Origin of the sequence: Nostoc sp. CALU 1950 (assembly GCF_051172895.1) — a bacterium.
In the GTDB taxonomy this organism is placed as follows: domain Bacteria; phylum Cyanobacteriota; class Cyanobacteriia; order Cyanobacteriales; family Nostocaceae; genus Nostoc; species Nostoc edaphicum_A.
This window is the reverse complement of sequence record NZ_JBDNJQ010000001.1, coordinates 1-23673: the sequence shown is the minus strand read 5'-3', so window position 1 is coordinate 23673 and position 23673 is coordinate 1. Positions and strand designations below refer to the sequence as shown.

Here is a 23673-nt window from a genome sequence, read left to right as displayed (position 1 = left end):
TTAATTATCCTCGATCGCTGAGGAACGACGGCGGCGGCGACGGCTGGCAGTGGCACTGCTATTAGCTTCACTTTCATCTGCAATCTCGTTCGCGGCTGCGGCTTTCGCAGACAAGCGTCCCGAAGGATTCACAGTTAACTCTGATGGTGGTTCAGTTGTCTCTTCGATCAAAGATTTTTGTTCTGGCTCAATAACTTTTGGTGTCGGTATTTTGCTTGCAGTTATTTCAGGTGTTGCCTTTTGGGCAATAGTGATTATTTCAGGTGTTGCTTTTTGGACAATAGTTGATTCTGAGGTTGATTCAGTTGGGGTCGTTGGCAATTGACCGGGCTGAATCACATTAATAATCACAGACTTGGTATTTTTAACCTCTTGCTCTAACTTCACCAAGGGAGATATGCCCATCAAGGCAAACATATCCTGTTCTTGGAGGCTCATTTCTACAGTTCTAATCTCCGGTGGTTCTACCACTGGTTTAACTGGTTCTGCCTTGATAATTTTAGTGCGCTCTACTCTTTCACTCCAACCTGGTTTACCAAGGGTGGGTGAGGGAATTTCTGGTGCAACTCCTAGTTCTGGTTCCATATCAAGGTCTAAGTCTGGCTCATTGACAAAAGCCAGGGGATTGGGAACAACCCGAGTTTCATCTTTCCCGTTTAACCCATTGACACCAATGCGACTGCGGCGAGTGCGGGTACGACGCTTATCATTAAGCTCTTGATAACTAGGATGATTGATCAGATTTAGGTTACTCAATTCCGAGTCGCCGTCAAATGCTTCTCCAAATCCATCATAGGTTTCACGTGGTTCTGGGGTGCGCGCAGATGGCTGACGTGGTTCTCGGTGAGGCAAGGATACAAAACGCTCACGCTCTGGTGTCTCTGCCGGTATCGGTAATCGGTTTTCGATTTCTCCTGGCAGACGCACGGTGTGTCCTAAACCGCCACAGGTGGGGCAAGTTTCACCAAACAATTCGTAAATATTTTGACCCTGACGTTTGCGGGTCAGTTCTACTAGACCCAGTTCGGTAAGTTGGGCAATCTGGGGACGAGCTTTGTCTGCTTTGAGTGCTTTATTAAAATGTTCGAGAACTTGTAATTGGTCACGTCGCGATTCCATATCGATAAAATCAACGACGATCACCCCGGCGATATTTCGCAGACGCAACTGCCGAGCAATTTCTGTTGCCGCTTCGCAGTTTGTCCACAAAACTGTTTCTCTAGCTGTTGCCGATCGCGTGAAGGAACCTGAGTTAACATCGATTACGGTTAAGGCCTCAGTCGGCTCAATGATGATGTAACCGCCAGAAGGTAGATCTACTCTCGGTTTCAGGGCTTCTCTAATCGCCGCTGTGATCCGGAAGTATTCTAAAATTGGGGAGCGATCGCGATGATGGTCAATCAACAATCCCTGCGGTGTTTGACCGCCACTCCAATTCTGCAAGTACTGTTTGACGCGCTTCAAACCAGTACTGGAATCTACGACAATCCGATTTACATCCGCGCCGTACATATCCCGCAATACGCGCTGGATAAAGTCATCGTCTCGGTTGAGCAGTGCTGGAGCACGGGTGGAATGGGCTTCCTGCTGAATAGCCTCCCATTGCTTTTGCAGCAACTCCAAATCTTCCATAATCGCTTCTTCGGGTTTGCCTTCTGCTTCTGTACGCACAAGCAAACCCATTCCCGCCGGTTTGACCAAAATTGCTAGTGCCCGTAAGCGGTTGCGCTCACTTTCACTTTTAATTCGTCGGGATAAATTTACGCCCCGACCGTAGGGCATCAGTACTACGTAGCGTCCGGGTAAGGTGATATTACCCGTGAGCCTGGGCCCTTTTGTCCCCGTTGGCTCTTTCATTACTTGCACCAAAACTTTCTGTTGTGGTGCAAGTAGTTCTGTAATTGCCGCTGCGGTACGCTTGAGCTTCAATGGCCCCAAGTCGGTAACATGAATAAAACCGTTGCGCTCTGGGTCGCCAATATTGACAAAAGCCGCATCTATCCCAGGCAAGACGTTTTCTACTACTCCTAAGTAGATATCACCTATTTGATGATGACCTGTAGCAACAACGAGTTCCTGTATTTGATCTTCAGAAAAAACCGCAGCAATTTGGTGCTGCTCCGCGATGATAATTTGTTTCGGCATTCAATTTCCTCAAAAATTGGCAGCACTTATAGGTTTGAGGTTTGTTGTATCAAGTCCGGTTAATTACTTTTAATTCAAAACTCCCTGCGTCTCCGCGTCAGTTTTAATTATTAGTCTTTTCTCGGTTTGATATTATACTTTTGCTGCCCTCACAACCCTCAAAAGGCGCTACTGATAATAAAAATCGCAAATCTGAGCTTCTAAGTTAAATAGCTATTGGCGCTCTTAAGAGCGTTTCCACGGCTGATTATTCCAGAACGGCTGCATATCGTTTAAGCAATTAAATCAACCGTCCGTGGTTGATTTGTGATGCAATACCCTCAATTAAGAGAGTTCTGAGTTGAAAGTTCTAAATCCTGAGTGAGCATTTTAGCTCAGGATGCTTCATTTGATAGTAACCTACTGAATTCGTGAAGAAAAAGAAACTATTTCTATTTTCCATTCCCCGGATTTATCTTAGGGTTATACTCAGCAGCGCCAGTTGCTACCCTGCCTTGAGCCGCTCTAGCCTAAGACAAGCCGCGCTTTGCGCGTCTGTGAAAGTCTACAAGTCGGCATAACCGACAGCAGTTGCTTTAACTCTAAAAAGTAATGCACTAGCTCTTGGGCACTACGTGGATTAGACATTCAGCAGTTGTTTCAAAAGCATGGATTTGGAGAAGCTAACCGAGCCTGCTGTTAGTTACTGATTCACAAGGTAGCTATAGAGAGAGTGTGCATTCTTTAATCTGCTTTTTGTTTGTCTGGGATAAAATCCTAGAAGTTCCACTCTAATATCTTTGCTTTCGCCCCCTGAATACCAGGGTAGTGAACCAGCTAATTCAATGCAGCGCCAGAAAATTTCTCTTCAACCCATTCTAACGCAACCTTGCTAAAAATCAATTCATATTACCTGCGATGTTAGGACAACTACTAGCAAGTTGCCCTACAGGGATTATACCCCTAAAATTAGCCGATTGCGGTGGATGTGCAGGAGTTGAAATTCTACACTAGCCACTGTCTCTAGCATAAACAGGAATTGTTCAGGACGCAACAGCAAACCGTCCTGGCGATAGCTACCTAGATAACGGATCACAGATGACATAGATTCTGCTTTGCTATTGGAGGTCTCTACTAATTCCAGTTCAAATAAGCGATCGCGCAGATTTATTAACTGGCTCTTGCCTGACTTAGTTATTTGCTCGTACCAAAGTTCCTCTTTTGCTTTGATTGTATCAATCCAGTTTTGCCATTGTATGGGTGTTGTTTCTGCAAGTGCTACTACAGTAATTAAATACTCTGCGGACTCTAGCAGTTGGGTAGCGGCACTAGCTTTTAAATCTATCTGCTCCACATTATATATAGGTATGTCTGTGGGCATTTCACGAGCCAACTGTTCTCGGAAAGTATCAATTTCCACTGGCACAGTTAACTCAAAATCTGCAATTTCACCGCTGCTAGTAGCCCCTAAAGCCAAAGCAGTTGCTAGAGAAATCCGCGGCATTGGATGAAATCCACCAGTGAAAGCGATTGGTAAGCCTGCTCGCCGCACAACTCGATCAAAGAGACGGATTAAATCTAAGTGGCTTATCAAAGCCATGTCACCCTGTTTACCAAACCAAAGTCGCAGTCTTTGCGCCTTAGTTGTGTTGGGGACAAACTCACCAGCGAATTGTGGGATAGCAGGTGATTCAATCACGATGTTATGCCCAAAGTCGGTGCCACAGACGCCACAGTGAGAACAACCTTCAAAGGAGCAATCGGGTACAATTGCAGCTTCTAAAGCGCGTTGCAAGTCTTCTTGGAGCCACTTTTTGTCAATCCCGGTATCAATATGATCCCAAGGAAGGGGAATATCGAGGGAGTGGGGAGAGACGCGATTAATCGTGTCTGTACTAGGGAGTGAGGAGTTAGGAGTTAAGAATTGGTCATTTTCCGCATCTTTGGATCTCTTCTGCTCTTGGACATGAAACAAATTCCATTCGCCATTCTCTACTTGACGGTATTTCCAATCTAGATCGGCTTGGGCGATCGCAGATCCCCAAGCACTAAAAGCTTGATCTAAATTTTCATACCAGGAATCCATACCTGCTCCCAATTCCCAGGCACGGCGGACTACTTTGCTCAAATTGCGATCGCCTCGTCCCACAAAATCTTCCATTGCCGAAATGCGGACATCGGTAAAATTTACCTTCACTGCCTTGATTCGGCGGAATTCTTGACGCAACAAGTTTTGTTTACGCTTAAATTCAGCGGTAGAAACTGAGTGCCACTGGAATGGTGTATGGGGCTTGGGCGTAAAGTTAGAAATTGTCAGGTTAAAGTTTAGGGGTTTTCTACCCTTACCTCGACATTCTCGCTGTAACCAGCTTACTGTTTCGGCAATGCCCACAACGTCAGCATCCGTCTCACCCGGCAAGCCAATCATAAAATACAACTTTATTTTATCCCAGCCTTGCTCCCAAGCGGTTTTTACTCCCCGCAACAATTCTTCATTCGTCAAACCCTTATTTACGATGTCTCGCATCCGCTGAGTACCAGCTTCTGGAGCAAAAGTTAGTCCACCTTGGCGCGTACCTCCAAGGATGTTGGCAATATTCTCATCAAATCTGTCTACCCGTTGGCTTGGTAGAGTCAGAGAAATGTTTTCATTTTTTAAGCGATTTTTGATTTCCATCCCCACTGCTGGTAGGGACAAATAATCAGAACAACTCAGAGATAGTAGAGAAAACTCATTGTAACCAGTTGCTCGCATACCCTGTTCAATTGCTTCTACAACCTTATCGGGTTCTACATCCCGTGCTGGTCGAGTCAGCATTCCTGGTTGACAGAAGCGACAGCCACGAGTGCAACCACGTCGAATCTCAATGGTTAAACGGTCATGCACCGTTTCTACATAAGGAACTAAACCAATGGAATATGCTGGTATGGGAGTTGCCACCCTTCGCAGAATTCGCTTCGGCACATCTAGGCGACGAGGATGAACTGAGCCATCCTCTGCCATGTCATAAAACTGAGGCACATATACGCCTGGTATCTGTGCCAAATCTAGTAACAGATGTTCTCGACTTAATCCTGCTTGTTTGCCTTCTTCCAATACCAAACCAATTTCTGGCAGTAGTTCCTCTCCATCTCCAAGGGCGATAAAGTCGAAAAAGTCAGCGTAAGGCTCAGGATTCGATGTCGCTGTTTGCCCACCAGCGAAAATCAACGGGAACTGGGATTGGAGATTCGTCAATTCTCCCCCTGCTTCCCCTGCTTTCTGGCGTTCTCTCCACGTCAAGGGAATTCCAGCCAAATTCAACATTTCGAGGATATTAGTTGCACCCAGTTCGTAACTGAGGCTAAAGCCTAAAATGTCAAATTCTGTGAGCGATCGCTTTGACTCTACCGCAAACAATGGCGTATTAGTTTCGCGTAGTTTGTCTGCCAGGTCTTTTCCTGGGAGGTAGGCGCGATCGCACGATTGACGTGGTTGGGCGTTCAAAATGTTATAAAGGATGATGTGCCCTAAATTAGATGCACCGACTTCATACACTTCTGGGTATGTTAAAACCCAATGTATTGCTGTCGTATCCCAAGGTTTATGTACTGCTAACAGCTCGTTACCCAAGTAACGAGCTGGTTTTGAAATACCCGACGTTATTAATCTTTCAACTGCAACAACCACTGTGCTATCTTCTAGCTACCTTAATTACAGCTACTCGATCCCAACCTTAGCATTGAATTAGGTCTTCTAACAGAGTTTATCGTTGCAACTTACAACTCCTTTACATAAACTCCACTTATTGTCCGAACCTTTGTGATTTTACATAAAGTTATGTTTGGGCCAACTCGGCTTCACCGTCTAATATTTTAAATACTCTATCGAGTTGCGTCAGTTCAAAAATAATTCTAATTGTTGGAGCAACAGCGCAAAGCTGGCAACTCCGTCCTAAAGTAAGAGCCAGCTTGTGTGTAGATAACAATGCCATCAACCCCGCACTGTCTAACGATTCTACTGCTGCTAGGTCTACTACCAAGATGGAAATACCATTTTGTGCCAACGCTGTAGTCATATCTCGTTCAAATTCCAAGGCGTTTGCAGCATTCAAACACCCTTGGGGGCGAATAACTGCAATCTTGGGATAGTTAAGCACTGCTTGCATAGTTACATCCTGTTGAGAATTGTCGAAGCGTCAAGCTAAGGATTATTTGAACATAAACTCTATTTTGTTGCATCGACCATACGTCTTAGCTCTCTTTGCTGAATCTTTATTGCTTTAGTATGTCTGTTTAAAGATTGTTATAATTCCAGGTGAAAATGTGTTTATATATACTTTTTTTTTATCTCAGTTCAAAAACAATCAACTATAGACAGCCATAGAGCAGACAAATTATCAGTAACTATGCTGAGAAACCTTGCCTAGTCTATAACTAGAGCTAATTTAGCCAAGTCTTAACGGTAGGTTAAATCTCCCACTTTAGCGTTGCTAATGGTATGCCGGAAAGTCATAGCGAATTATCTATCTAACTAATTAAATTGTGATATATATCACTAGTAAGTTAGTATTTGATCACTCTTTATACTGAGACTGATCTGGGATGATTAGTATCATATTACAGTTGGGTTATTACTTATGAGAACTCAGTACGCTATTCGTAAATTGGTAGAAAAAGCTCTTGACATTAAAAAACTAACTCCTGAGATAGAAAATGAAATAAACTCAGAACTGACGGAACTTGGTTACATTTCTGATGTTGATTACGAAGCCTTAGAATTATTAATGGCAGAGATGGATGCTGGACGAGTCCAGTTGGTTCCTAGCCTAGGATATTAAAATAATTCTTAATTTAAGTTTAGACATGGGGGATAACAAGGGCAATATCACTGCTTGTATTTATCTATGAGGTTGATTATTTAAATATCTAATGTGGCGTAAACTGTGCTAGAGACCCTCTACATTGTGCATTCGTAGTAAATCGCCATGCAGTTGGCTAAACACCTAGAAAAAATTCCTCCCTCCCTATCTGTTTGCTGAAATTGTCTACAAGCGGAATTGCTACTTGACAAATGTTGCATTATTGTGATTAGAGTTATCGGTTACAGTGCATCAGGAGAAGGCTTTTTCCGAATTGCTTTAATTATTAGCGATGAGCGGTTAGAAGAAGGGATTCAACGAATGAAAGATGCTGGTATTCGCTACGGTTGATGAGGAGCGAGGGGGAAGACGAGGGAGCAGGGAGAGAGAAATACTTTTAACTCCTAAATCTTAATGCCCAATGACCAATGCCTAATTCTCTAATCCCTAATCCCCAATCCCTCTTGGTATGCTTGCCAAAGTTGGTGAATAAACTGATTGAGTTGCTGTTTGGCTACTGAGTCAGGTTCAGTTTTTGGTTCTTTTGCTAAAAGTTGGCTCAAGAAGGTAATTACTTCTGTATCTAAAGCTGGTCGAAATAAATTGGCAGGCCAAAGCAAGTCAGATGCATCTCGCAAATCGGTAATTAGCGGCGATTCTTGAGTCCAAGTGACCATTAATAAAGGACGCACCCAGCACAACTGGCGGGAAACCACAAATTGAATAACTTCTGCATACAGATTTCTGTCGCCATACTCTAAAGACACAATTTGTCCCGGTTGAAGAAAATCTAGGCTCATGTCCATCATTATGCAGTTTGGGCAGGGGCAAGGATTATTTTGCAACTTCCTTAATCTGAAAAGTGAAAATGCGCTACGTTTAAGGAAAGCTTCTGTAAGATTAGGGTAGCACTCTTATGGCAGCCATGTCTTAGACATCTGCCTCACAAGTAGCTACGCAAAACTAATACGACCAATCCCTGGCAGCAAAGGGTTTTCCTAGCATAGTATCTGAGCAGAAATACTATAGAATAGGTGAACCACTGTTAAGCGATCGCAAAACAGAGACTTTGTTGTAGTGAAGTAACGAGAAAAGAGCAAAGAGCCGTGTCAGTTGAAACTATTCAAAAGCCTTCCACAACCCGCAAGCTCGCGCCTCGGTATCGCGTTTTGCTCCATAATGACGACTACAACTCGATGGAGCATGTTGTACAGTCACTAATAGCCACTGTGCCAAGCCTTACCCAGCCCCAAGCTGTGAGCATCATGATGGAAGCCCATACTAACGGGCTAGCTTTAGTCATTACTTGCGCCCTGGAACACGCTGAGTTTTATTGCGAAACATTGAAAAGTCATGGTTTAAGTAGCACGATTGAACCTGATGAATAGTCATTGGTCATTGGTCATTAGTCGAAATATAGAGTATTGGCTGGTGACTTAACATTGGTATGAAAAAAAACCTTGTCCGTTTAGCTGAACGCCCTGCCCCTATTAGGCTGGGTGCTTTTATTTTTACTTTATTGTTGCTATGGTTGCCATTGGCTACACCAATATACTTACTAGTGCATGATTCAAACTTAGAAAGTATATTGACATTGGTATTGTTATATGTAATATTTATTTTTCTCCTGAGATTATGGGGTAAATATGTCTACCAGCAGCCCCAAATTCTGCGGCATTATGGCTTAGAATTCACGCGGCAAAACGGTGTGGATTTACTACGTGGCTTGGCTCTGGGAATAATTAATATTCTGATACTTTTTGGGGTACAAAGTTTGTTGGGTTGGTTGGTGTGGCAACAACCGAAAGTTTTTTTGCTGAAAGTGATTTTGGAGGGTTTACTTGTTGGCTTAGGTATTGGATTTGCTGAGGAATTGTTATTCCGAGGCTGGTTGCTAGATGAATTACAACGGGACTACAGTCCGCGTGTAGCATTATGGACAGATGCAACTACCTTTGCTGCATTGCACTTTATTAAACCCTTGGAAGCAATTATTCATACACTGCCACAATTTCCAGCTTTAGTACTGCTGGGGTTAACGCAAGTATGGGGAAAGCGTTGGCGTAGAGGACGCTTGGGTTTTCCAATTGGTTTGCATGGTGGTTTAGTTTGGGGTTACTACATTATTAATGTAGGTAAATTAGTGAAATATTCTGGTCAAGTTCCTGATTGGGTAACTGGTGTGAATAATAATCCCCTACAAGGAGTGATGGGGGTGTTATTAATGAGTGTACTAGCTTTGTGGATACGAGAGCGAACTGAGCGATCGCTTGTCTGATAAGATAAGCGTTAGTTTTTTACGGCAGCAAAAGAGTCAGTTAGTATCTTCTTAAAATTATCTTGATACATATTTACAGGAAATAGTATTCACACCAAATTAATTGATTTTGCTATTATGCATCCCATGATTAAATTGTACAGTGCGTAAGTAAGTCCTAATATTAATGCTTAATTGCTGTGGCAATAGAGTAGTAAAGATAGGATTGTAAATTTAAAAATGATTTAATTAGCTTATGGAAGATAGAAGAGAAAATATCAACAGTCGAAAGTTACTCAAAAGATATGGGGCAGGAGAAAGAGATTTTGCTGGAATTCGCTTCAGTTCGTCAGCATTGGATGGAGTCGATCTGCGCGAAATTGACTTGAGTGAAGCTGATTTGATCAGGGTTGATTTAAGTGGTAGCAACTTGAGTCATGCCAACTTGAGTGGAGCCAGATTGCTGTGTGTAAATTTGTATGCTGCTAATCTCGAAGGTGCTAATTTGCGTGGGGCTGACTTGAGTGGTGCAGATTGCATAGGAACTAACTTCAGAAATGCAGACCTGAGCGAAGCTATTTTAAGTGGTACTGATTTCACTGGGGCTGACTTGTATGCGGTAGAAATGGATGATGCTATTTTGATTGCAACCGACTTTAGAGCAGCCCAAAATTTTAGCAGTCCCGGACAAGGTTCTTTGATTTGTAAAACCTTTTGGGCAGACGGTGAATTCTTCAAAGGCCCCGACTGGCTCGAATGATGTATTTATCAATACTTTTCGATTATGCAGTTTATTAAGTTAATACTCTACTGTTAATTCTCCATAAAATTCGGATGGGAATAAAAACGATCGCCATAATTCACCTTGCACGTTCTTTTTTACATACAAACTTAATTTAATCAGGCTTGACAATGGGTAATCCCAACCAGTCATTTAGTTCAGTAACTAACCAATCAAGTTCATCTTCAGACACTAAAGATATAGAAATCCTGTATTTAGATTCTCCCGCCCAAATAATAATTTCAGATTCATATATGCTACCTAAGTAGTCAGGTGCATAGTCAGGTAAAGAACTAAGTTTTATATGGCGTTTAATACGTTCTAACTTGTTAATATCTTGCCGGGGATTGGAGTTTTCTTCATATATCCTCACTCCCAATATTTCCTGACTTAAAGAAATTTTTTTCTGATTAATCTCTAGCCGTGTATTTGCCAAAATCTTGCCAATATAATTAGCAAATATAAAGAACATTGCTATGGCAAAAATCCCCCAAGGAATAGAGAATAAAACTAAGACAATTTTAGAGGACAAATCAGCCCAATAAATACCAAAGAGAATTGCAACCAAGACTATACTAGGAATAAGAAACATTACCCCGAAGGTAATTAGAGCCACATAAGCTTTGCTAAATCCTGGCGAGGGAAATATGATTTCCAAAGACTCTTCGTCTTTGTTTAATATGACTCTACTATTTTGTGGTTTTGCCATATCAGATTGGACTTATGAGGAGCAAACAACTTGATATCCAGAAGATGCTATTTGGGCTATAGTATTTTGGGCAGATATCAGGATGTTGGGTTACGCAAAGCCTCCACCCAACCTACAATTTCTTTGCAACTTTGTTCCATGAAGGAGAAAAAACTACACCTTTGCGCGATCCTCATAAACTCGTCTCAACCACTGTCCCCACCAAACACGCTTTATTCAAATTAACGCCGCTCAAATTTGTACCTTCTAACTCTGCACAGAGTAAATTCGCTCCCGTCAAATTTGCCCCCGCCAAATTCGCCCCCCGCAAGTCAGATTCTTCCAAGTTTGCTTCACTCAATAAAGCCCCTTGCAAATCGGCGCGACTCAAATCTGCACCTTTGAGATTTGCTCCAGTCAGGTTTGCACCGCGCAAGTCAGCACCGCGCAAATCAACGCCTTGCAAATTCACATTCATCAAATTGGCACCACTCAAGAAAGCACCCACCAATGACACATCACTGAGCCTGGCTCCCATTAAGTTAGCGCCGCGCAAATTACTACCCCGTAAGTCAGCGCCCGTTAAGTCTGCTTGCATCAGGTTGGCTCCCATCAAATTCGCCCGCAAGTCAGTTTCTTGGAGGTTGGCTCCCATCAAATTTGCCCCCTCCAAATGTCCACCTTCGAGTTTAGAACCAGCAAAATTAGTGCCGACAAGGGTAGCGCCAGCAAGATTAATCCGGCTTAAATCCAGTCGGGAGAGTTCCTCGTCTTCTAAATTTGCCCCTGGAAGTTGTTTGAGTTTTCCTAATCTAATGGCTTCAATATTCATGTAAAGTAACTACCAATCTCTTCACTGATCTTGCTGTGGCTATCCCATTGGGAATCAAGTATCCAGATGCCAGCGCTGAATTTTGGTGTCATCATGGGTAAGTCGAGTCCCTGTTGTAAACCCATAACTAATAAAGCTAGGGTATCTACAAGTTTAGGGTCAAAGCGGGTAGATTGTTGCTGTCTGCACTCATCTAGAGCTTGAGTAAATATCTGTTCCCGGCTTTCATTTGACGATTTTCGCTGATTGAGTCGCCACTGAAAGTCTGCCAATAATGCCAAAATCCTCGACTCTAGGGGAATTTCATCTCCAGCTAAACCTGCTGGTTCCCCTGTGCCATTCCACCACTCACTTTGGTGAGTAATAATTTGGGCAACTGCTCGCAGCCGTGGCATAGTTCGCAATACTTGCGCCCCTGGTACTAAGGGACAAGTTAAGGGACAACTGGGAGCATCTTCTTGGTAGCGTGTGGATATACCGCCTGTGAGAACGCTTTCTGCTTTCTGTAACGGATCTATGCGATGTAACAAAGCCGCTAGCCGCAATCTTTTAATCTGCCATGCGGGAAGATCCAAAAGCTGGGCGATCGCTTCAGCAAGAACTACTATTTCCGCAGCTGCCATTGGATTGTTGACATCTGCCATATCCATCAGTTGCGCCATTCGCAAAAAGGCTTGGATTTCGTTAGAAACCAAGTTGCGATCTAGGGTTTGTTTCTGAAGGGCTGTAGGGATGGATAAATTATCTTGCCCAGTCTGGAGATAATCTACTACACGCGAGACAACTGCACCTAAATTTTGGGATCTGTCCATTGACGGTACAATTTGCTGTTTATCGCCTGTGAGTTTATTCGCCAATTCTGGGTTGTATTTTTTAATGTGAGCGATCGCTATTTCTGCTGTCTCTTGCACTAACTCTGGCTCAAATGTCCACAAGCCATAGAATTTGCGCTCTAAATCTGATGTCGGTACTCCAGCGCTGCCATAATCAGCCTCTGATAATTCTTGACAAATTACCATTGCTGTGTATTTAGACGATAAAATAATTAAGTGCCACTCCTGTGCGACTGGATCGCCTGCATCTAATCCTACTAAGTCTACATTGGGTAGCTGGCTGGTAGGATGTTCAGCAAAGCCGGATTCAGCGGCAGCCATGATGGCAATTTGGCGGCTGCACTGGGCGATGTCTGCATATCGTTGAGCTTCTTGTAGATACCATTTACCTTGTTGGAAGGCTGCGATGACTAAGGGTGTACCGTCATCGGTTAAGATATGGTCTTCTAAAGCGTGGCACAGGGCAACTAAGGTATTTTTGTAGTAAACACCGAATCGAATTGGCCTGGTGGTGTGGCGATGAGCTGCTTCCAGCTGTTGTAGGATTGAACCTTCTAACATGGGATTTGGTAAAAATAACCGCAGAGGCACTGAGGAAGATAAAAGGAGAAATTCAGAATTCTGAATTTCTTCACATTTTAGTGTTTTCTAGGATACACCTGCTAACTGTTTTTCTTTCGTCTCTAATGGTGCTGTCAGTGCTGCTTCTAAGTCAGCACAACCCAGCTTTTCTTCTAAGATTTTCATGACTTCGCGCCCGAAGTCGTTGGGGTTTTGTTGCCAAGCTTGCAAGCAGACTTCGCCGAAGAATGAACCAAGGGGTTCAGGATTCCAGAGAAGTTTTTTGGCTGTCCACGGCATCAAGCTCATTGGATCGTATCCTGGTTTGAGGATGCCTTCTTTGAAAGCGTATTCTTCTAAATGGGTATGGGGTTGTAGTCCAATAAAGAAGATAGCAGGTTCGACTTTATCTGCACCAAAAATCCGTTCTAGTTCGCGGTGGTAAGCGATGGTTTGACGGATAGTTTCAGGACGTTCGTCAATCACGTTAAAGGAGTAGTTGACGGAAACTAAGTCGTTGAAACCAGCGGCTTTTAAGTCACGGCAGTTTTGCAAGACGGTTCGCAAGTTATACCCCATCCGCATTTTCCGCACAAGTTCTTGAGAACCACTGGTAATGCCGATTTCAAAGTAGTTCATCCCGGTTTTCGCCATCAACTCACACAATTCGGGTGTCAAATTGTCGGCTCTGATATATGCTGCCCAGTGGATATCTGTCATACCAGAATCGACGATTTTTTGCAATAGCTCTACAGCATCGGCGATAAATTTTTTCGCGGGGATGAATTGGGCATCGGTAAACCAGAAGTTGCGAATGCCGCGATCGTATAATTGGCGCATCTCAGCAACTACTTCATCTGCTGGGTTAATGCGTACTTGTTTGCCTTCGACGACGGTGTAGACGCAATAACAACAGTTGTGAGGACAACCACGCTTAGTTTGTACACCTATATAAAAGTCTTGCTCTTGCAGGTAATAGTTAAATTCCGGCCAGATGCTTTCGATATAGTCGTAGTTACAAGCTGTTTTTTCTATTGGGGTGGGTTGTTCGTGAATTAGCCGTTTTCGTGGTTGAGTTTCTCCGGCAACGTAACAGCGTTCATCTCGAAAATCTCTGCCACTTAAAAGTTTTTCCAGCAGGGTTTCGCCTTCACCTACAGAAATAATTGTCCCTTGAGGTAAGCTTTTACCCAATTGTTCGTAAAAGACACTGACTGCTCCACCACCGACAACTACACGAGCTTCATAATTATATTTTTGGGCACGTTTTAAACCACGTTTGATTAAACCCTGGTTTTGCCATAGTTCTACATAGTAAGCGATGAAGATTCGCAAACCGCCCAATCCGCCGCGTAGTTTCAGTAGAGGATTCTTGGCGTAGTAAAATTCAAAAGCGTTTTGCAGCGGGTTGCCACCACGTCCGCCAACTGGGGCATAAATTTGAATATCCCGCCAAGAAAATACTAGTAGTGTCGGTTTAAATTCATCAATACAGCGATCCAGAGCTGAACTGTAATCTAAAGGTGGTACTGTTCCCAAATCAAAGATGCGCTGTTCAATATTAGGAAACTGCTTGTGGACATGATCGCTCAGGTAGACAACCCCAATAGGAAAGATGGGGTTACAAGGAAGGCGAACGTAAAGAATTCGATTTTCCATCATCTGTGTTTTAACTTCCATCTTGCCAATCTGTGCAGAAAGCGAGAGAAACATCTAGTCTTACCAGTGTGTGCTTGTTTTATTTGGTTTTATTTATCACAATTATGCTTGACATTTCAGCCGATTATTGGTACTAAAAACCTGCTGCTAGCAACCGCAGAAAACGCTAAAATTGCTGTGCATAAAACATACATAGAATCTATAGAGAGGTTTATGAAGACATTTTTCATATAGCTTTACCATAACATCGAGTTTATTCATTAAGTGATGATCCCAGGCGATTAATTCTGGGATAGATGAAACAGCAAAACTCACTTCCTCGCTATGCCAAAAGTAAGGGGATCGTTGTTATGTCAATTCCTTAACAATCTGCTTTAAGAGAATTGAAGCTTTTATACCAGGAAAAAATATCAAAAACTTTTATTCATAGTGTATAATTCCGAAAAAGGTGTGAATAGTTACAAAATTTTCATAACTGAAAATATATCTTTAGACAGAAATAATCTACAAATACTCAGTTGGTATTCGCAGTTACAACAACTGGGGATCAGTGGATGCTAGGCTTGGCTAGTGTAATGTAAAATTGTGGCGTAAAGCTCCTCAGCAGTTATGGCTCAAATATTAGATCCTCTACCACCTGAGCAATCGGGAAAAATTCTCTGCTGCTACATTAATGCCACGAGCAAAATACAGGTAGCTCGCATCTCCAACATTCCCAATTGGTATTTTGAAAGGGTTGTTTTCCCTGGACAACGTTTAGTTTTTGAAGCTCCGCGAAAAGGTCAAGTGGAGATTCATACAGGGATGATGGCTAGTGCAATTTTATCCGATAAGATTCCGTGCGATCGCCTGATGCTCGAAGAACCCAGTACTAATGAGTTTGATACAGACTCATCAGCTGAAAAAGACCCTTTTAATACCAAACTAATGGTGCAGCAAATTAATACAAAAATCGGAGATACTACAAAACCCTTGCAAATTCTTGGTTTAGCATCGGTTGATTAAAAAAAACAATTTTATCTAAATTTAAGGGTTGCTAATTCAGCAGCCCTTTTTGTTTATTATTTATTGGGCATGGGGCATTGGTTATTCTCCTTGTCTCTCTTGTCGTTTTCATCTCATTTACAATCATTCTTATGAATCTGCCTTCATTTCTTTGGTTGTGGAAAATAGCCGCCTGGTCAATGGGATTGTCCCTGCTGGCATATCTAATGTTAGCAATCACCGGCGTTTGGATGTTTAGGGCGAGAACTTCGCAACAATTTCCTTTTATTACGCCATTTATGGGCGGTAATAAAGGGGTGCGATCGCTCCACTATACAATGGGCATCAGCATGGTAAGTTTAGTGCTACTGTTGCTAGCGATCGGTATTGTTGGCACTTTAGGGCACTTTGGTTCTTTAGGTCACTCATCGCACTTAATCGCTGGATTGATAGTGGTAGCACTAGTTTTACTATCTGCTTTCAGTGCTACACAAATTAGTGCCAGACGACCTTGGGCTAGACCCTTACACATCGGCGTAAATATTATTCTATTTATAGGATTTGCCTGGGTATCCCTTACTGGTTGGATTGTAGTGCAGAAGTATTTACCGTGAACTGCCATACATCAACTACCAGGGACATAGACCTGCCTTACAATGAAGAAAAGCATTGTAATTGAGCCGTGACAGCAAACTCAGCCAATATCTCAGCTTCTATTTTTCGTCTGTCTCCTTTGATTCGGATAACGTTGCTGAGTCTATACATAGCACTCACAGTCCCATTACCTTTTTTATCGCAGGTAACAGCTGCACCCGTACCTCCAGAATTATTGTGGATAGGGATTGGCATCGGTTTTGTTGCCTTGTATGCGGTATTAACCGAACAAGTAATAGTAGATGACGAGGGAATTCAGGTTACTTACCCCGCCTGGGTGCCTCGCTTTTTTCGTAAAGGCTGGTCTTTACCTTGGTCAGAGGTGAAAGAGTTAAAACCCCGCAGCACTGGGCAAGGAGGGCTAGTTTATTACTTCCTCAGCCAGGATGGGAAAGCTTATTTACTACCAATGCGTGTAGCTGGATTTACCCGTTTGGTGCAAATTGTCCAAGCAAAGACGAGCATTGACACCACAGATGTTCGTCCTTTAGCGCAGCCCTGGATGTACCTGATTTTACTGGGATGCACACTGCTGCTACTATTAGTCGATAGCTGGGCGATCGCTACAGCCTTAACTAGTACACAATTAACTTAGGTTATTTCTCTGCAATCCTCAGTCCCGTTGAATACAGCAAAAGCCATACTCCGGCTAGAGCAAGTTAATCTGTTTACGAAGCTGAAAACCCAACTTCCCGGCAATCAGCAGGGATACCCCATATTGCAAGATATTTCCTTTGAGGCATCTCAAGGCGATCGCATTGCCATTGTAGGCTCACTAGGCGCTGGGAAAACTTCGTTATTACGCCTCATCAACCGCCTAATTGAACCCACGAGTGGTAAGCTCTATCTAGAAAATCAAGAATATCGCCAAATTCCTGTCATCCAGCTACGGCAAATGCTTGTACTTGTATTGCAAGAATCAAAGCTGTTGGGGATGACAGTTGGGCAAGCCTTGGCTTATCCTTTAGTTTTGCGTGGTTTGCCCAAACAGACAATTCAGCAACGAGTTAATCATTGGACAGACCAACTGCACATTCCCAATGAATGGTTAGGGCGAACAGAGGTGCAACTTTCTGCGGGACAACGACAACTAGTAGCGATCGCTCGTGCTTTAGTCATCCAGCCTAAAATATTATTATTAGACGAGCCAACCTCTTCTCTAGATGCTGGTACGGCTACTCATCTAATGCAAATCTTAACCCAGTTGAGTCAAACTCATCAAACTACAATTCTGATGGTAAATCACCAACTGGAACTAGCCCAGATGTTTTGCACTCGGTTATTACACCTGCAACAAGGTCATTTATTCGCAAATCAAAGAGTCTCAGAGATAGACTGGGTTGAATTACGAAAAAGCTTGATTCAAGCAGAGGCTCAAGACGATTTTGGATTTTAAATTTTGGATGAGTCAATTGTCATTGGACATGGGGCATTGGGCATGAGTTATTTTCCTCATCTCCCTCATATCCCACTCCCCATTTCCATCACACTTGACTACTACTAAGTGTTGAACGTTGATTACTAAATCTCTCTCTAGCTAACTTTGTTGTTTGTGACTGTGAAATATTAGTATTCAAAATTTCCATGTTAAAACGATATCCAACATTGCGGATAGTTTGAATCAAATTGGGTTGCCGAGGATCAAGTTCAACCTTTTTCCGCAGCGACAAAACGTGAGTATCAATGGTACGAGGGTTATCGATAGCATCAGGCCAAGCACGACGCAGCAATTCCGACCTACTTAGAGGTACTCCACCAGCTTGTGCCAAAACGTACAGCAAACTGAATTCCTGGGGCGTTAAGTCAATGAACTCCCCTTGAAACCGGACACGGCGCTGAACTAAATCGATTTGCAAAGTGCCATAATCCAAGTAAGCTGGTGCAGTAGGTGTGCGCTTTCGGCGAATCAGTGCCTCTACCCGTGCCAAAAACTCTTGCATCCCAAAAGGTTTGCTCAAGTAATCATCTGCACCCGCCTTTAAACCTGCAACGATATCAGCTTCACTATTACGGGCAGATAGCATTAAGATTAGAGGCTGCTGCTGACGATGCAACCAACGACAAAACTCAATGCCATCACCATCAGGCAGGTCTGCATCTAAGACTACCAGTGTTGGTTGATGGCTTAAAAATACTTCCCTTGCTTGATAAATGCTGGCAGCTTGATGCACACGGTATTCCAGTTGTTGCAAGTGCCAACCCAACAACGACCTCAGATGGGGATTCCCCTCAATGATTTCTATACAAACCGAACCCACGGCGGCAAGACCCCTTAGCGTCTGATGACTTTCAAAGTAACAAGCCCATCTCTAAGGTTTTGTAGCCTTTGTTACTTCAATTACTATTAGCTTTACATTTCCTCATAAAAAGAGTGGCAATATCTTTAATTTATGCCTTGCTAAAAGGCGATTAGAAATATTGTTAAATTTTTATTAAATTTATCGAAAGTTTTGTTAGACTTATCAAAAGTTCTTTTAGCTTAATATTCTGTTTTTAGATGGGTGTAATGTGGAAAATATTTATAACCCAACCAGCTAACCATTAGTACAACAGCTTTTTAACCTGATGATGAAAGTAGATTTTTTCCACAAAAATCTAGCGCCCCCTATCCAGGAATATAACACCAATACAATTGGGTTGTTGACCATGAAAATCATAAAAATAACTTAGCTGGTCACTAGAATCGATGTTTTCTGGAATAGGATTAAAGTAGCTTGTAGCTGCTAGGAGGGTACTGCCCAAAGTAGATGTATTGACTTTGAGTTGATGCCAAAGTGAAATTACACTTCACATTTGAGCGTGAATCATTTACAATTCTCATTCCAAAGAGATTAATACAGCAGTTATGCTCCAAGACACACAAACCATCCGCTATTACCAAAGACTCACCGACGCCTTCGCCGAGTTATGGAATCGCGGTTATCGCACGGATGATATGCGGATGTATTTGGATGGATATCTAGCCGCATTGCGACATAGCAACGTCATTGAACCCTATCTGATTCATCGCCTAGAAGAGGAAGCCAGCCGCTACTTGTACGATGGGTCAAATTTTGCAGTGCCGCAACCACAGCCACAACCCGATTACTACTAAGTACCATTTATCTGGTCATTGATAGTAACCGTTAATTACCGCAGATGATTATAGCATATTATCTGTATTGGTCAACGGGTTGCCGTGGTGTGAAATTTGGAGAAATTATTGTATTGATAAAACGCATCCCCTCAGCTTTATATTGGTCTTGCCAATGCAACTGAGGGGATTGTTGACCTAACCTGAAATTAATTCAAAGACAGGTTAGCCTCTTCTCTACGAAATGCTTTAGCGTTCGACGAATTAAAAATTACAATCCCTATAAATAAATTTAAGGGACTTCCAAATAAAAAAATATCCAATTATTTATTGTGAGGTGGGCATCTCGTCATTGATGTCAACTTAAGCCGAAACCCCTTGAAAACCTCGTTTCCAGCTAGAAGCTAGAAATGCTATTAATTGCGGCTCTGCCGCAAGTCTTGAGGCTGTAGCCTCATTAGGTATTCTCAGTCAGAGACTGGGAACAAGATAATCTCTAAAATCTTGTTCTAAACGGGCTTTCAGGTTAAATTTAGGGGCTTGTATACTTTTCTTTTTCGGTCAAGTATTTTTATCAGAAACCTATTAAAAAACCTTGAAAGGGGAGATATATTTCCCCTTTCAAGGACATTAAAAACCTTACACTGCCTTGATTGCAAAGCACAGATTCAATCAACATAGCCTCTGGTTTTTTATAAACCGGAGATTACGAGGCTAGTGCTACTTCTACCTTTTGCTGCAATTCACCTTTCTGGTAAAGTTCAATCAAGATGTCAGAACCGCCAAGGAATTCACCATTGATATACACTTGGGGAATTGTCGGCCAGCTAGAGTATTCTTTAATACCTTGACGTATTTCAGGGTCTGATAGAACGTCAATCGTCTCAAAGGGAACTCCCAAGGTATTGAGAATCTGCACAACGTTGTTGGAGAAACCACATTGGGGCATTAACTTGTTTCCCTTCATGAAAACTAAAATCTTGTTCTCTTGTAGCAAGCTATCAATTTTGTCTTTGAGTTCTGGTGTCATGGTATTTATGTTTCCTATGTTGCATTAATAGAGCGAGGAGTGAAGAGTGAGGAGTTAAAAATTCGTAATTCATAACTCCTAACTCCTAACTCATAACTTTAGGAACTTGCTGTTGCTTGCCAAGCTTCGGGAGTGTATGTTTTTACCGCCAAGGCATGAATTGCTTCAGTTGACATAGCTTGACCCAACGCACCATAAACTAACTGGTGCTGTTGCACTAGTCCCTTACCTGCAAAGTGCGATGAAACTACTGTCACCTGATAGTGGTCACCGCCACCAGTCAAGTCTTGCACCTGAACCTGGGCGTCTGGCAGTTCCGCCTTGATCATTGCCTCAACCTGCTGCGGACTAATCATCGCAATTCCTGAAAAAACTTACTTTTCTATTATTAACAGATATGGAGCAAATGCCTGTGCCAACTTCAGTTTTTGGCAAGGCTGTAGATAAACGCGCCTCTGAGGTGTATTTTTGAGAACGCTCAGGTTTTGGCTATGGTAGATAGCTCTATCCTAGCACTGGGGCATTCCCAGGCGACTGGTTGGGGAGATAGGGAAAAAGAGGCAACAAAAATTTAATTTATTTTTTTGGCGATGAAGAAGATGAAGTACCGCCTTCTCTGGGATAGGGAGAATCAACAAAACCCAATTCAAACAACTGTTTATAGGCTTTCTTGCCTAAATCCCGCGTCGGATTTTGACTCTTAATTATTTGAACTAACAACGGTACAGCTAATTCTGGCTGATTTTGGGCGCGATGTACTAATGCTAGCTGAAAGGTAGCTTCATCTCGCTTTTGGGCTGTTAATAGAGCTTTTTGACGTTGAGAATCAGAAACTCTATTGTCAATTCCCGAAAAGCTAGAATTTAACTCTTGATAAAAATTAGATAGCTGATTATAAACTTGGCGTGCTTCTTGCAGTTTCTTAGCAGCTAAGGGGTAGTTTTGAGCAGAAACGGCTTGTTCTGCATCTTTTACTAAGCGATCGCCACCTTCAATGCTCAAAAGGCTGTTACTTTGGGTTATGGGGCGGAGGTTATTGGGATCGTTGGGGTCAATGGGTTGTGGTTGGCTGGTAGTGCCTGGTGACTGTGATACCTGAGCATTCACAGGTGATAGCAGACTAAGGACTGCTATGACTGATAAAACAGTACGGTGCATCAAGGTAACAGCGGCAGCAGTGTTCATGGGATCAATTAGTGCGACAACTATATAAACAAGTTATGGAAACTTCGGGTATCTTAACTCTGTTTTGGTCTTGGACAAAGCAAAGTTACATCCTAAGTATCTCTGATTTAGGACTGAAAATCGGTTTAATAGAGTTCCCATTACCCCTGTATAGTAACTAACTTAAATAGTTGTGATCAGCGATACCCACAGTAGACTGAGTTAACGCGTTAATTTCTCTATAGATTATCAATCAATTCAATAGTTTGCAGATAACTCTTAGCTATTTGCTCAAAAAAATGCCAATTTGGCTGAATATCGCGTAGATAGAGAGTAATCTATATATGTATACATCCTCAAAGGTTACAAAATATCACTAATCTTTTGTGACTTATTCAGGATGGATATAGCAGTTAGCAATTAGTGTCAAACCTTGAAAACGTGCAGTTTCTTAATCATGCACGGTTAATGGTCAATGCTTAAGAACCAGTCTTGGAACTCTTGATGTTTAACTAGATCAAGAATTAGTAATTTCTGCAAATGCGTGATTAGTAACTTTTGTTTCTTGATGGCTTAATTGTTGCAGTGCCTTTGCTAAATCAGATGTGATGCTTTTGGCATCTTGTTTTATACAGCCACTCATGTAATCCGTCACTCTGATTGGGGAGCCAATGTCAATACTTACATCTGTACCCCAATTTGGATAGGGTTGGCTGTAATTAATGCCTATGGGTATAATTTTCACTCCCAGCCCGGAATAACTAGATTCAGCACTCAAAGCAAGACGAGCAATTCCCGGCTTTAACTGGTGAACTTGGCCATCGCGAAAAATATTACCTTCTGGAAAGATTACCAGGGTTTTGTGCTGCTGAAGTAGCTCGACTCCATGTCGCAGCGTGCGGATTGACGGATGCTTAGAATTTACAGGAAACCCCCCTAAACGTTGAACAAACCAGCCTTGCAAACCTTGGCATTCGTCAATAGTCACCATAAACCGCAAGTCTTGCTTTCTCAGACAAGCAGTAGCGTAGGGTACAAGCAACGCATCCCAACGCGCCCGATGGGTAGGCGCAAGGATCACAGGCCCAGTTGTGGGGATATTTTTTTGTCCGGTTATTCTAATTTGTCCAAAGAATAATGGTAATAGGCAGTGACGCCCTAATAAATATGCCAGGGGACTTAACCAAGGAGAAACCCTTGAAGTAGTACGAGCTACTTGAGGATCTGCTGGTGGGTGCTGGCAGGTATCGGATGAAGAGTAAAATTCCATCATGACGGATGCAGCTGATTGACGGGTAAAAATTTAACGAAAAGCCTGATTAGTTACACCGTAGATTCTCTTGCGTGACTTGTGTCGTACTAGATGGACAGTTTTACCTCTGTCCGTTAGTTTACCCTACGCCGCTTAGTGGCAAACCAAGTCTGTAATTGCTGACGACAAGCTGACTCTAGAATGCCTCCGATTACTTGGAGACGGTGATTAGAAGCAGCACTATCGGGTATGTTAATAACTGTACGAATTGCGCCAGTTTTTGTATCGTCTACTCCATATACAACTAATCCTAGACGCGCTTGAATGATCGCACCTGCACACATCGGGCAAGGTTCAAGAGTTACGTAGAGGGTGCATTCATTCAGATGCCAATTTTCTAAAGTTGTTGCAGCTGTCTTGAGGGCGAGAATTTCCGCATGAGCGGTGGGGTCTTTGTCGCGTTCTTTTCTGTTTTCTCCTTGTGCCAGCAATTTGCCTGTTGGATCAATGATAACAGCACCTACAGGGACTTCACCTGCATCACCTGCTGTTTTTGCTAATTCTAGGGCATAACTCATCCATTGTTGATGTATAAGATATTCTGTGTATTTAGTTAGCATATTCTTATCAAAAATTTTGATATTTTTTGCCCTACAGTTTACTGGCACTTTATCAAGCTAGTAATGAAAAGTTTGTAGTAAGGACTTTAGGGCGTGTCATCAATTGAGCCAAATGACAGAAGCAGCCAGATAAATTGCACCTAGAAAGTTTGTAGCACGTTTGTCGTAGCGTGTTGCGATCGCTCGGTACTGCTTGAGTTTGGCAAAAAAGTTTTCAATAAGATGACGGGCTTTGTATAAATCTCGGTCATAGTCACGAGGTCTAGTACGGTTGCGTTTGGGGGGAATCACTGCAGTTTTACCCAGAGACTCAAGTCGCT

25 protein-coding genes are annotated in these 23673 nt (G+C 42.6%); 10 read left to right on the top strand and 15 right to left on the bottom strand.

What is annotated here, in order from left to right; genetic code table 11:
* The 3 genes from ABF638_RS00125 to ABF638_RS00115 form a co-directional block, all read right to left on the bottom strand.
* Window positions 1-2145: an Rne/Rng family ribonuclease gene (locus ABF638_RS00125; protein WP_435019148.1), complete on the bottom strand. Its 2145-nt coding sequence runs from the start codon at window positions 2143-2145 to the stop codon at window positions 1-3.
* A gap of 934 nt (window positions 2146-3079) precedes the next feature.
* Window positions 3080-5794 carry a TIGR03960 family B12-binding radical SAM protein gene (locus tag ABF638_RS00120; RefSeq protein WP_435019146.1) on the bottom strand — a complete coding sequence of 905 codons (2715 nt, stop codon included), beginning with the start codon at window positions 5792-5794 and terminating at the stop codon, window positions 3080-3082.
* Window positions 5795-5942: 148 nt separating this feature from the next.
* On the bottom strand, window positions 5943-6272 hold the full coding sequence (locus tag ABF638_RS00115; RefSeq protein WP_435019144.1) for an STAS domain-containing protein: 330 nt from the start codon (window positions 6270-6272) through the stop codon (window positions 5943-5945).
* A gap of 471 nt (window positions 6273-6743) precedes the next feature.
* On the opposite strand from ABF638_RS00115, the gene ABF638_RS00110 reads away from it, so the two are divergent.
* Window positions 6744-6944 (top strand): hypothetical protein, encoded by a 201-nt coding sequence (locus ABF638_RS00110; protein ID WP_181931908.1) that lies wholly within the window; start codon window positions 6744-6746, stop codon window positions 6942-6944.
* Window positions 6945-7190: 246 nt separating this feature from the next.
* On the top strand, window positions 7191-7316 hold the full coding sequence (locus ABF638_RS00105) for a hypothetical protein (RefSeq protein ID WP_435019142.1): 126 nt from the start codon (window positions 7191-7193) through the stop codon (window positions 7314-7316).
* Window positions 7317-7405: 89 nt separating this feature from the next.
* Here ABF638_RS00105 and ABF638_RS00100 read toward each other — a convergent pair whose 3' ends face one another.
* Window positions 7406-7771 (bottom strand): hypothetical protein, encoded by a 366-nt coding sequence (locus tag ABF638_RS00100; RefSeq protein ID WP_435019321.1) that lies wholly within the window; start codon window positions 7769-7771, stop codon window positions 7406-7408.
* A gap of 300 nt (window positions 7772-8071) precedes the next feature.
* On the opposite strand from ABF638_RS00100, the gene clpS reads away from it, so the two are divergent.
* The 3 genes from clpS (at window position 8072) to ABF638_RS00085 (ending at window position 9982) form a co-directional block, all read left to right on the top strand.
* Complete coding sequence (gene clpS, locus ABF638_RS00095; protein ID WP_069070124.1) at window positions 8072-8353, top strand: ATP-dependent Clp protease adapter ClpS; 282 nt, start codon at window positions 8072-8074, stop codon at window positions 8351-8353.
* Between the two features lie 59 nt (window positions 8354-8412).
* Window positions 8413-9243 carry a CPBP family intramembrane glutamic endopeptidase gene (locus ABF638_RS00090; RefSeq protein WP_435019139.1) on the top strand — a complete coding sequence of 277 codons (831 nt, stop codon included), beginning with the start codon at window positions 8413-8415 and terminating at the stop codon, window positions 9241-9243.
* Window positions 9244-9478: 235 nt separating this feature from the next.
* Window positions 9479-9982: a pentapeptide repeat-containing protein gene (locus tag ABF638_RS00085; protein WP_435019137.1), complete on the top strand. Its 504-nt coding sequence runs from the start codon at window positions 9479-9481 to the stop codon at window positions 9980-9982.
* A gap of 136 nt (window positions 9983-10118) precedes the next feature.
* Here ABF638_RS00085 and ABF638_RS00080 read toward each other — a convergent pair whose 3' ends face one another.
* From ABF638_RS00080 to ABF638_RS00065, 4 genes are all read right to left on the bottom strand, one after another.
* Window positions 10119-10712, bottom strand: coding sequence for a hypothetical protein (locus ABF638_RS00080; RefSeq protein ID WP_435019135.1), 594 nt, complete (start codon window positions 10710-10712; stop codon window positions 10119-10121).
* Window positions 10713-10884: 172 nt separating this feature from the next.
* Window positions 10885-11523 (bottom strand): pentapeptide repeat-containing protein, encoded by a 639-nt coding sequence (locus tag ABF638_RS00075; protein ID WP_435019133.1) that lies wholly within the window; start codon window positions 11521-11523, stop codon window positions 10885-10887.
* Window positions 11520-12917, bottom strand: coding sequence for a DICT sensory domain-containing protein (locus ABF638_RS00070; protein WP_435019131.1), 1398 nt, complete (start codon window positions 12915-12917; stop codon window positions 11520-11522). The genes ABF638_RS00075 and ABF638_RS00070 overlap by 4 nt, the downstream gene beginning before the upstream one ends.
* A gap of 87 nt (window positions 12918-13004) precedes the next feature.
* Window positions 13005-14597, bottom strand: a complete 1593-nt coding sequence (locus ABF638_RS00065; RefSeq protein ID WP_435019319.1) for a photosystem II high light acclimation radical SAM protein — start codon at window positions 14595-14597, stop codon at window positions 13005-13007.
* Window positions 14598-15185: 588 nt separating this feature from the next.
* On the opposite strand from ABF638_RS00065, the gene ABF638_RS00060 reads away from it, so the two are divergent.
* From ABF638_RS00060 to ABF638_RS00045, 4 genes are all read left to right on the top strand, one after another.
* Window positions 15186-15581, top strand: coding sequence for a DUF1830 domain-containing protein (locus tag ABF638_RS00060; protein WP_435019129.1), 396 nt, complete (start codon window positions 15186-15188; stop codon window positions 15579-15581).
* Window positions 15582-15712: 131 nt separating this feature from the next.
* Window positions 15713-16174, top strand: a complete 462-nt coding sequence (locus tag ABF638_RS00055; RefSeq protein WP_334899333.1) for a DUF4079 domain-containing protein — start codon at window positions 15713-15715, stop codon at window positions 16172-16174.
* Between the two features lie 68 nt (window positions 16175-16242).
* Entirely contained in the window at window positions 16243-16809 is a 567-nt protein-coding gene (locus ABF638_RS00050) for a hypothetical protein (RefSeq protein WP_435019127.1), read from the top strand.
* 27 nt (window positions 16810-16836) lie between these two features.
* Window positions 16837-17610, top strand: coding sequence for an ABC transporter ATP-binding protein (locus ABF638_RS00045; RefSeq protein WP_435019125.1), 774 nt, complete (start codon window positions 16837-16839; stop codon window positions 17608-17610).
* Between the two features lie 88 nt (window positions 17611-17698).
* Here ABF638_RS00045 and ABF638_RS00040 read toward each other — a convergent pair whose 3' ends face one another.
* Complete coding sequence (locus ABF638_RS00040) at window positions 17699-18472, bottom strand: response regulator transcription factor (RefSeq protein WP_069070133.1); 774 nt, start codon at window positions 18470-18472, stop codon at window positions 17699-17701.
* Window positions 18473-19059: 587 nt separating this feature from the next.
* On the opposite strand from ABF638_RS00040, the gene ABF638_RS00035 reads away from it, so the two are divergent.
* On the top strand, window positions 19060-19308 hold the full coding sequence (locus ABF638_RS00035) for a DUF6761 family protein (RefSeq protein WP_069070134.1): 249 nt from the start codon (window positions 19060-19062) through the stop codon (window positions 19306-19308).
* A gap of 685 nt (window positions 19309-19993) precedes the next feature.
* On the opposite strand, the gene grxD is transcribed toward ABF638_RS00035, so the two are convergent.
* The 6 genes from grxD to ABF638_RS00005 form a co-directional block, all read right to left on the bottom strand.
* Window positions 19994-20317: a Grx4 family monothiol glutaredoxin gene (gene grxD / locus ABF638_RS00030; protein WP_181931897.1), complete on the bottom strand. Its 324-nt coding sequence runs from the start codon at window positions 20315-20317 to the stop codon at window positions 19994-19996.
* A 98-nt stretch (window positions 20318-20415) separates the two neighbouring features.
* The gene (locus ABF638_RS00025; protein ID WP_069070136.1) at window positions 20416-20673 is read right to left on the bottom strand and encodes a BolA family protein; all 258 of its coding nucleotides are present in this window, start codon (window positions 20671-20673) and stop codon (window positions 20416-20418) included.
* Window positions 20674-20893: 220 nt separating this feature from the next.
* Window positions 20894-21502, bottom strand: a complete 609-nt coding sequence (locus tag ABF638_RS00020) for a hypothetical protein (protein WP_069070137.1) — start codon at window positions 21500-21502, stop codon at window positions 20894-20896.
* A gap of 496 nt (window positions 21503-21998) precedes the next feature.
* A complete protein-coding gene (locus ABF638_RS00015) occupies window positions 21999-22754 on the bottom strand; it encodes a lysophospholipid acyltransferase family protein (RefSeq protein WP_435019121.1) in 756 nt (251 codons plus the stop codon).
* A gap of 113 nt (window positions 22755-22867) precedes the next feature.
* Window positions 22868-23353, bottom strand: coding sequence for a tRNA adenosine(34) deaminase TadA (tadA, locus tag ABF638_RS00010; protein ID WP_435019119.1), 486 nt, complete (start codon window positions 23351-23353; stop codon window positions 22868-22870).
* 99 nt (window positions 23354-23452) lie between these two features.
* Window positions 23453-23673 (bottom strand): transposase (locus ABF638_RS00005; protein WP_435019117.1); only part of this gene is annotated, 221 nt, incomplete at its 5' end.

What these genes read in the sequence shown, in the direction of transcription:
- ABF638_RS00125 (WP_435019148.1), bottom strand. Translation starts at nt 2,145, where the DNA reads ATGCCGAAACAAATTATCATCGCGGAGCAGCACCAAATTGCTGCGGTT.
- ABF638_RS00115 (WP_435019144.1), bottom strand. Translation starts at nt 6,272, where the DNA reads ATGCAAGCAGTGCTTAACTATCCCAAGATTGCAGTTATTCGCCCCCAA.
- ABF638_RS00110 (WP_181931908.1), top strand. Translation starts at nt 6,744, where the DNA reads ATGAGAACTCAGTACGCTATTCGTAAATTGGTAGAAAAAGCTCTTGAC.
- ABF638_RS00100 (WP_435019321.1), bottom strand. Translation starts at nt 7,771, where the DNA reads ATGGACATGAGCCTAGATTTTCTTCAACCGGGACAAATTGTGTCTTTA.
- ABF638_RS00090 (WP_435019139.1), top strand. Translation starts at nt 8,413, where the DNA reads ATGAAAAAAAACCTTGTCCGTTTAGCTGAACGCCCTGCCCCTATTAGG.
- ABF638_RS00085 (WP_435019137.1), top strand. Translation starts at nt 9,479, where the DNA reads ATGGAAGATAGAAGAGAAAATATCAACAGTCGAAAGTTACTCAAAAGA.
- ABF638_RS00080 (WP_435019135.1), bottom strand. Translation starts at nt 10,712, where the DNA reads ATGGCAAAACCACAAAATAGTAGAGTCATATTAAACAAAGACGAAGAG.
- ABF638_RS00075 (WP_435019133.1), bottom strand. Translation starts at nt 11,523, where the DNA reads ATGAATATTGAAGCCATTAGATTAGGAAAACTCAAACAACTTCCAGGG.
- ABF638_RS00070 (WP_435019131.1), bottom strand. Translation starts at nt 12,917, where the DNA reads ATGTTAGAAGGTTCAATCCTACAACAGCTGGAAGCAGCTCATCGCCAC.
- ABF638_RS00065 (WP_435019319.1), bottom strand. Translation starts at nt 14,597, where the DNA reads ATGGAAGTTAAAACACAGATGATGGAAAATCGAATTCTTTACGTTCGC.
- ABF638_RS00060 (WP_435019129.1), top strand. Translation starts at nt 15,186, where the DNA reads ATGGCTCAAATATTAGATCCTCTACCACCTGAGCAATCGGGAAAAATT.
- ABF638_RS00055 (WP_334899333.1), top strand. Translation starts at nt 15,713, where the DNA reads ATGAATCTGCCTTCATTTCTTTGGTTGTGGAAAATAGCCGCCTGGTCA.
- ABF638_RS00035 (WP_069070134.1), top strand. Translation starts at nt 19,060, where the DNA reads ATGCTCCAAGACACACAAACCATCCGCTATTACCAAAGACTCACCGAC.
- grxD (WP_181931897.1), bottom strand. Translation starts at nt 20,317, where the DNA reads ATGACACCAGAACTCAAAGACAAAATTGATAGCTTGCTACAAGAGAAC.
- ABF638_RS00025 (WP_069070136.1), bottom strand. Translation starts at nt 20,673, where the DNA reads ATGATTAGTCCGCAGCAGGTTGAGGCAATGATCAAGGCGGAACTGCCA.
- ABF638_RS00020 (WP_069070137.1), bottom strand. Translation starts at nt 21,502, where the DNA reads ATGAACACTGCTGCCGCTGTTACCTTGATGCACCGTACTGTTTTATCA.
- ABF638_RS00015 (WP_435019121.1), bottom strand. Translation starts at nt 22,754, where the DNA reads ATGATGGAATTTTACTCTTCATCCGATACCTGCCAGCACCCACCAGCA.
- tadA (WP_435019119.1), bottom strand. Translation starts at nt 23,353, where the DNA reads ATGCTAACTAAATACACAGAATATCTTATACATCAACAATGGATGAGT.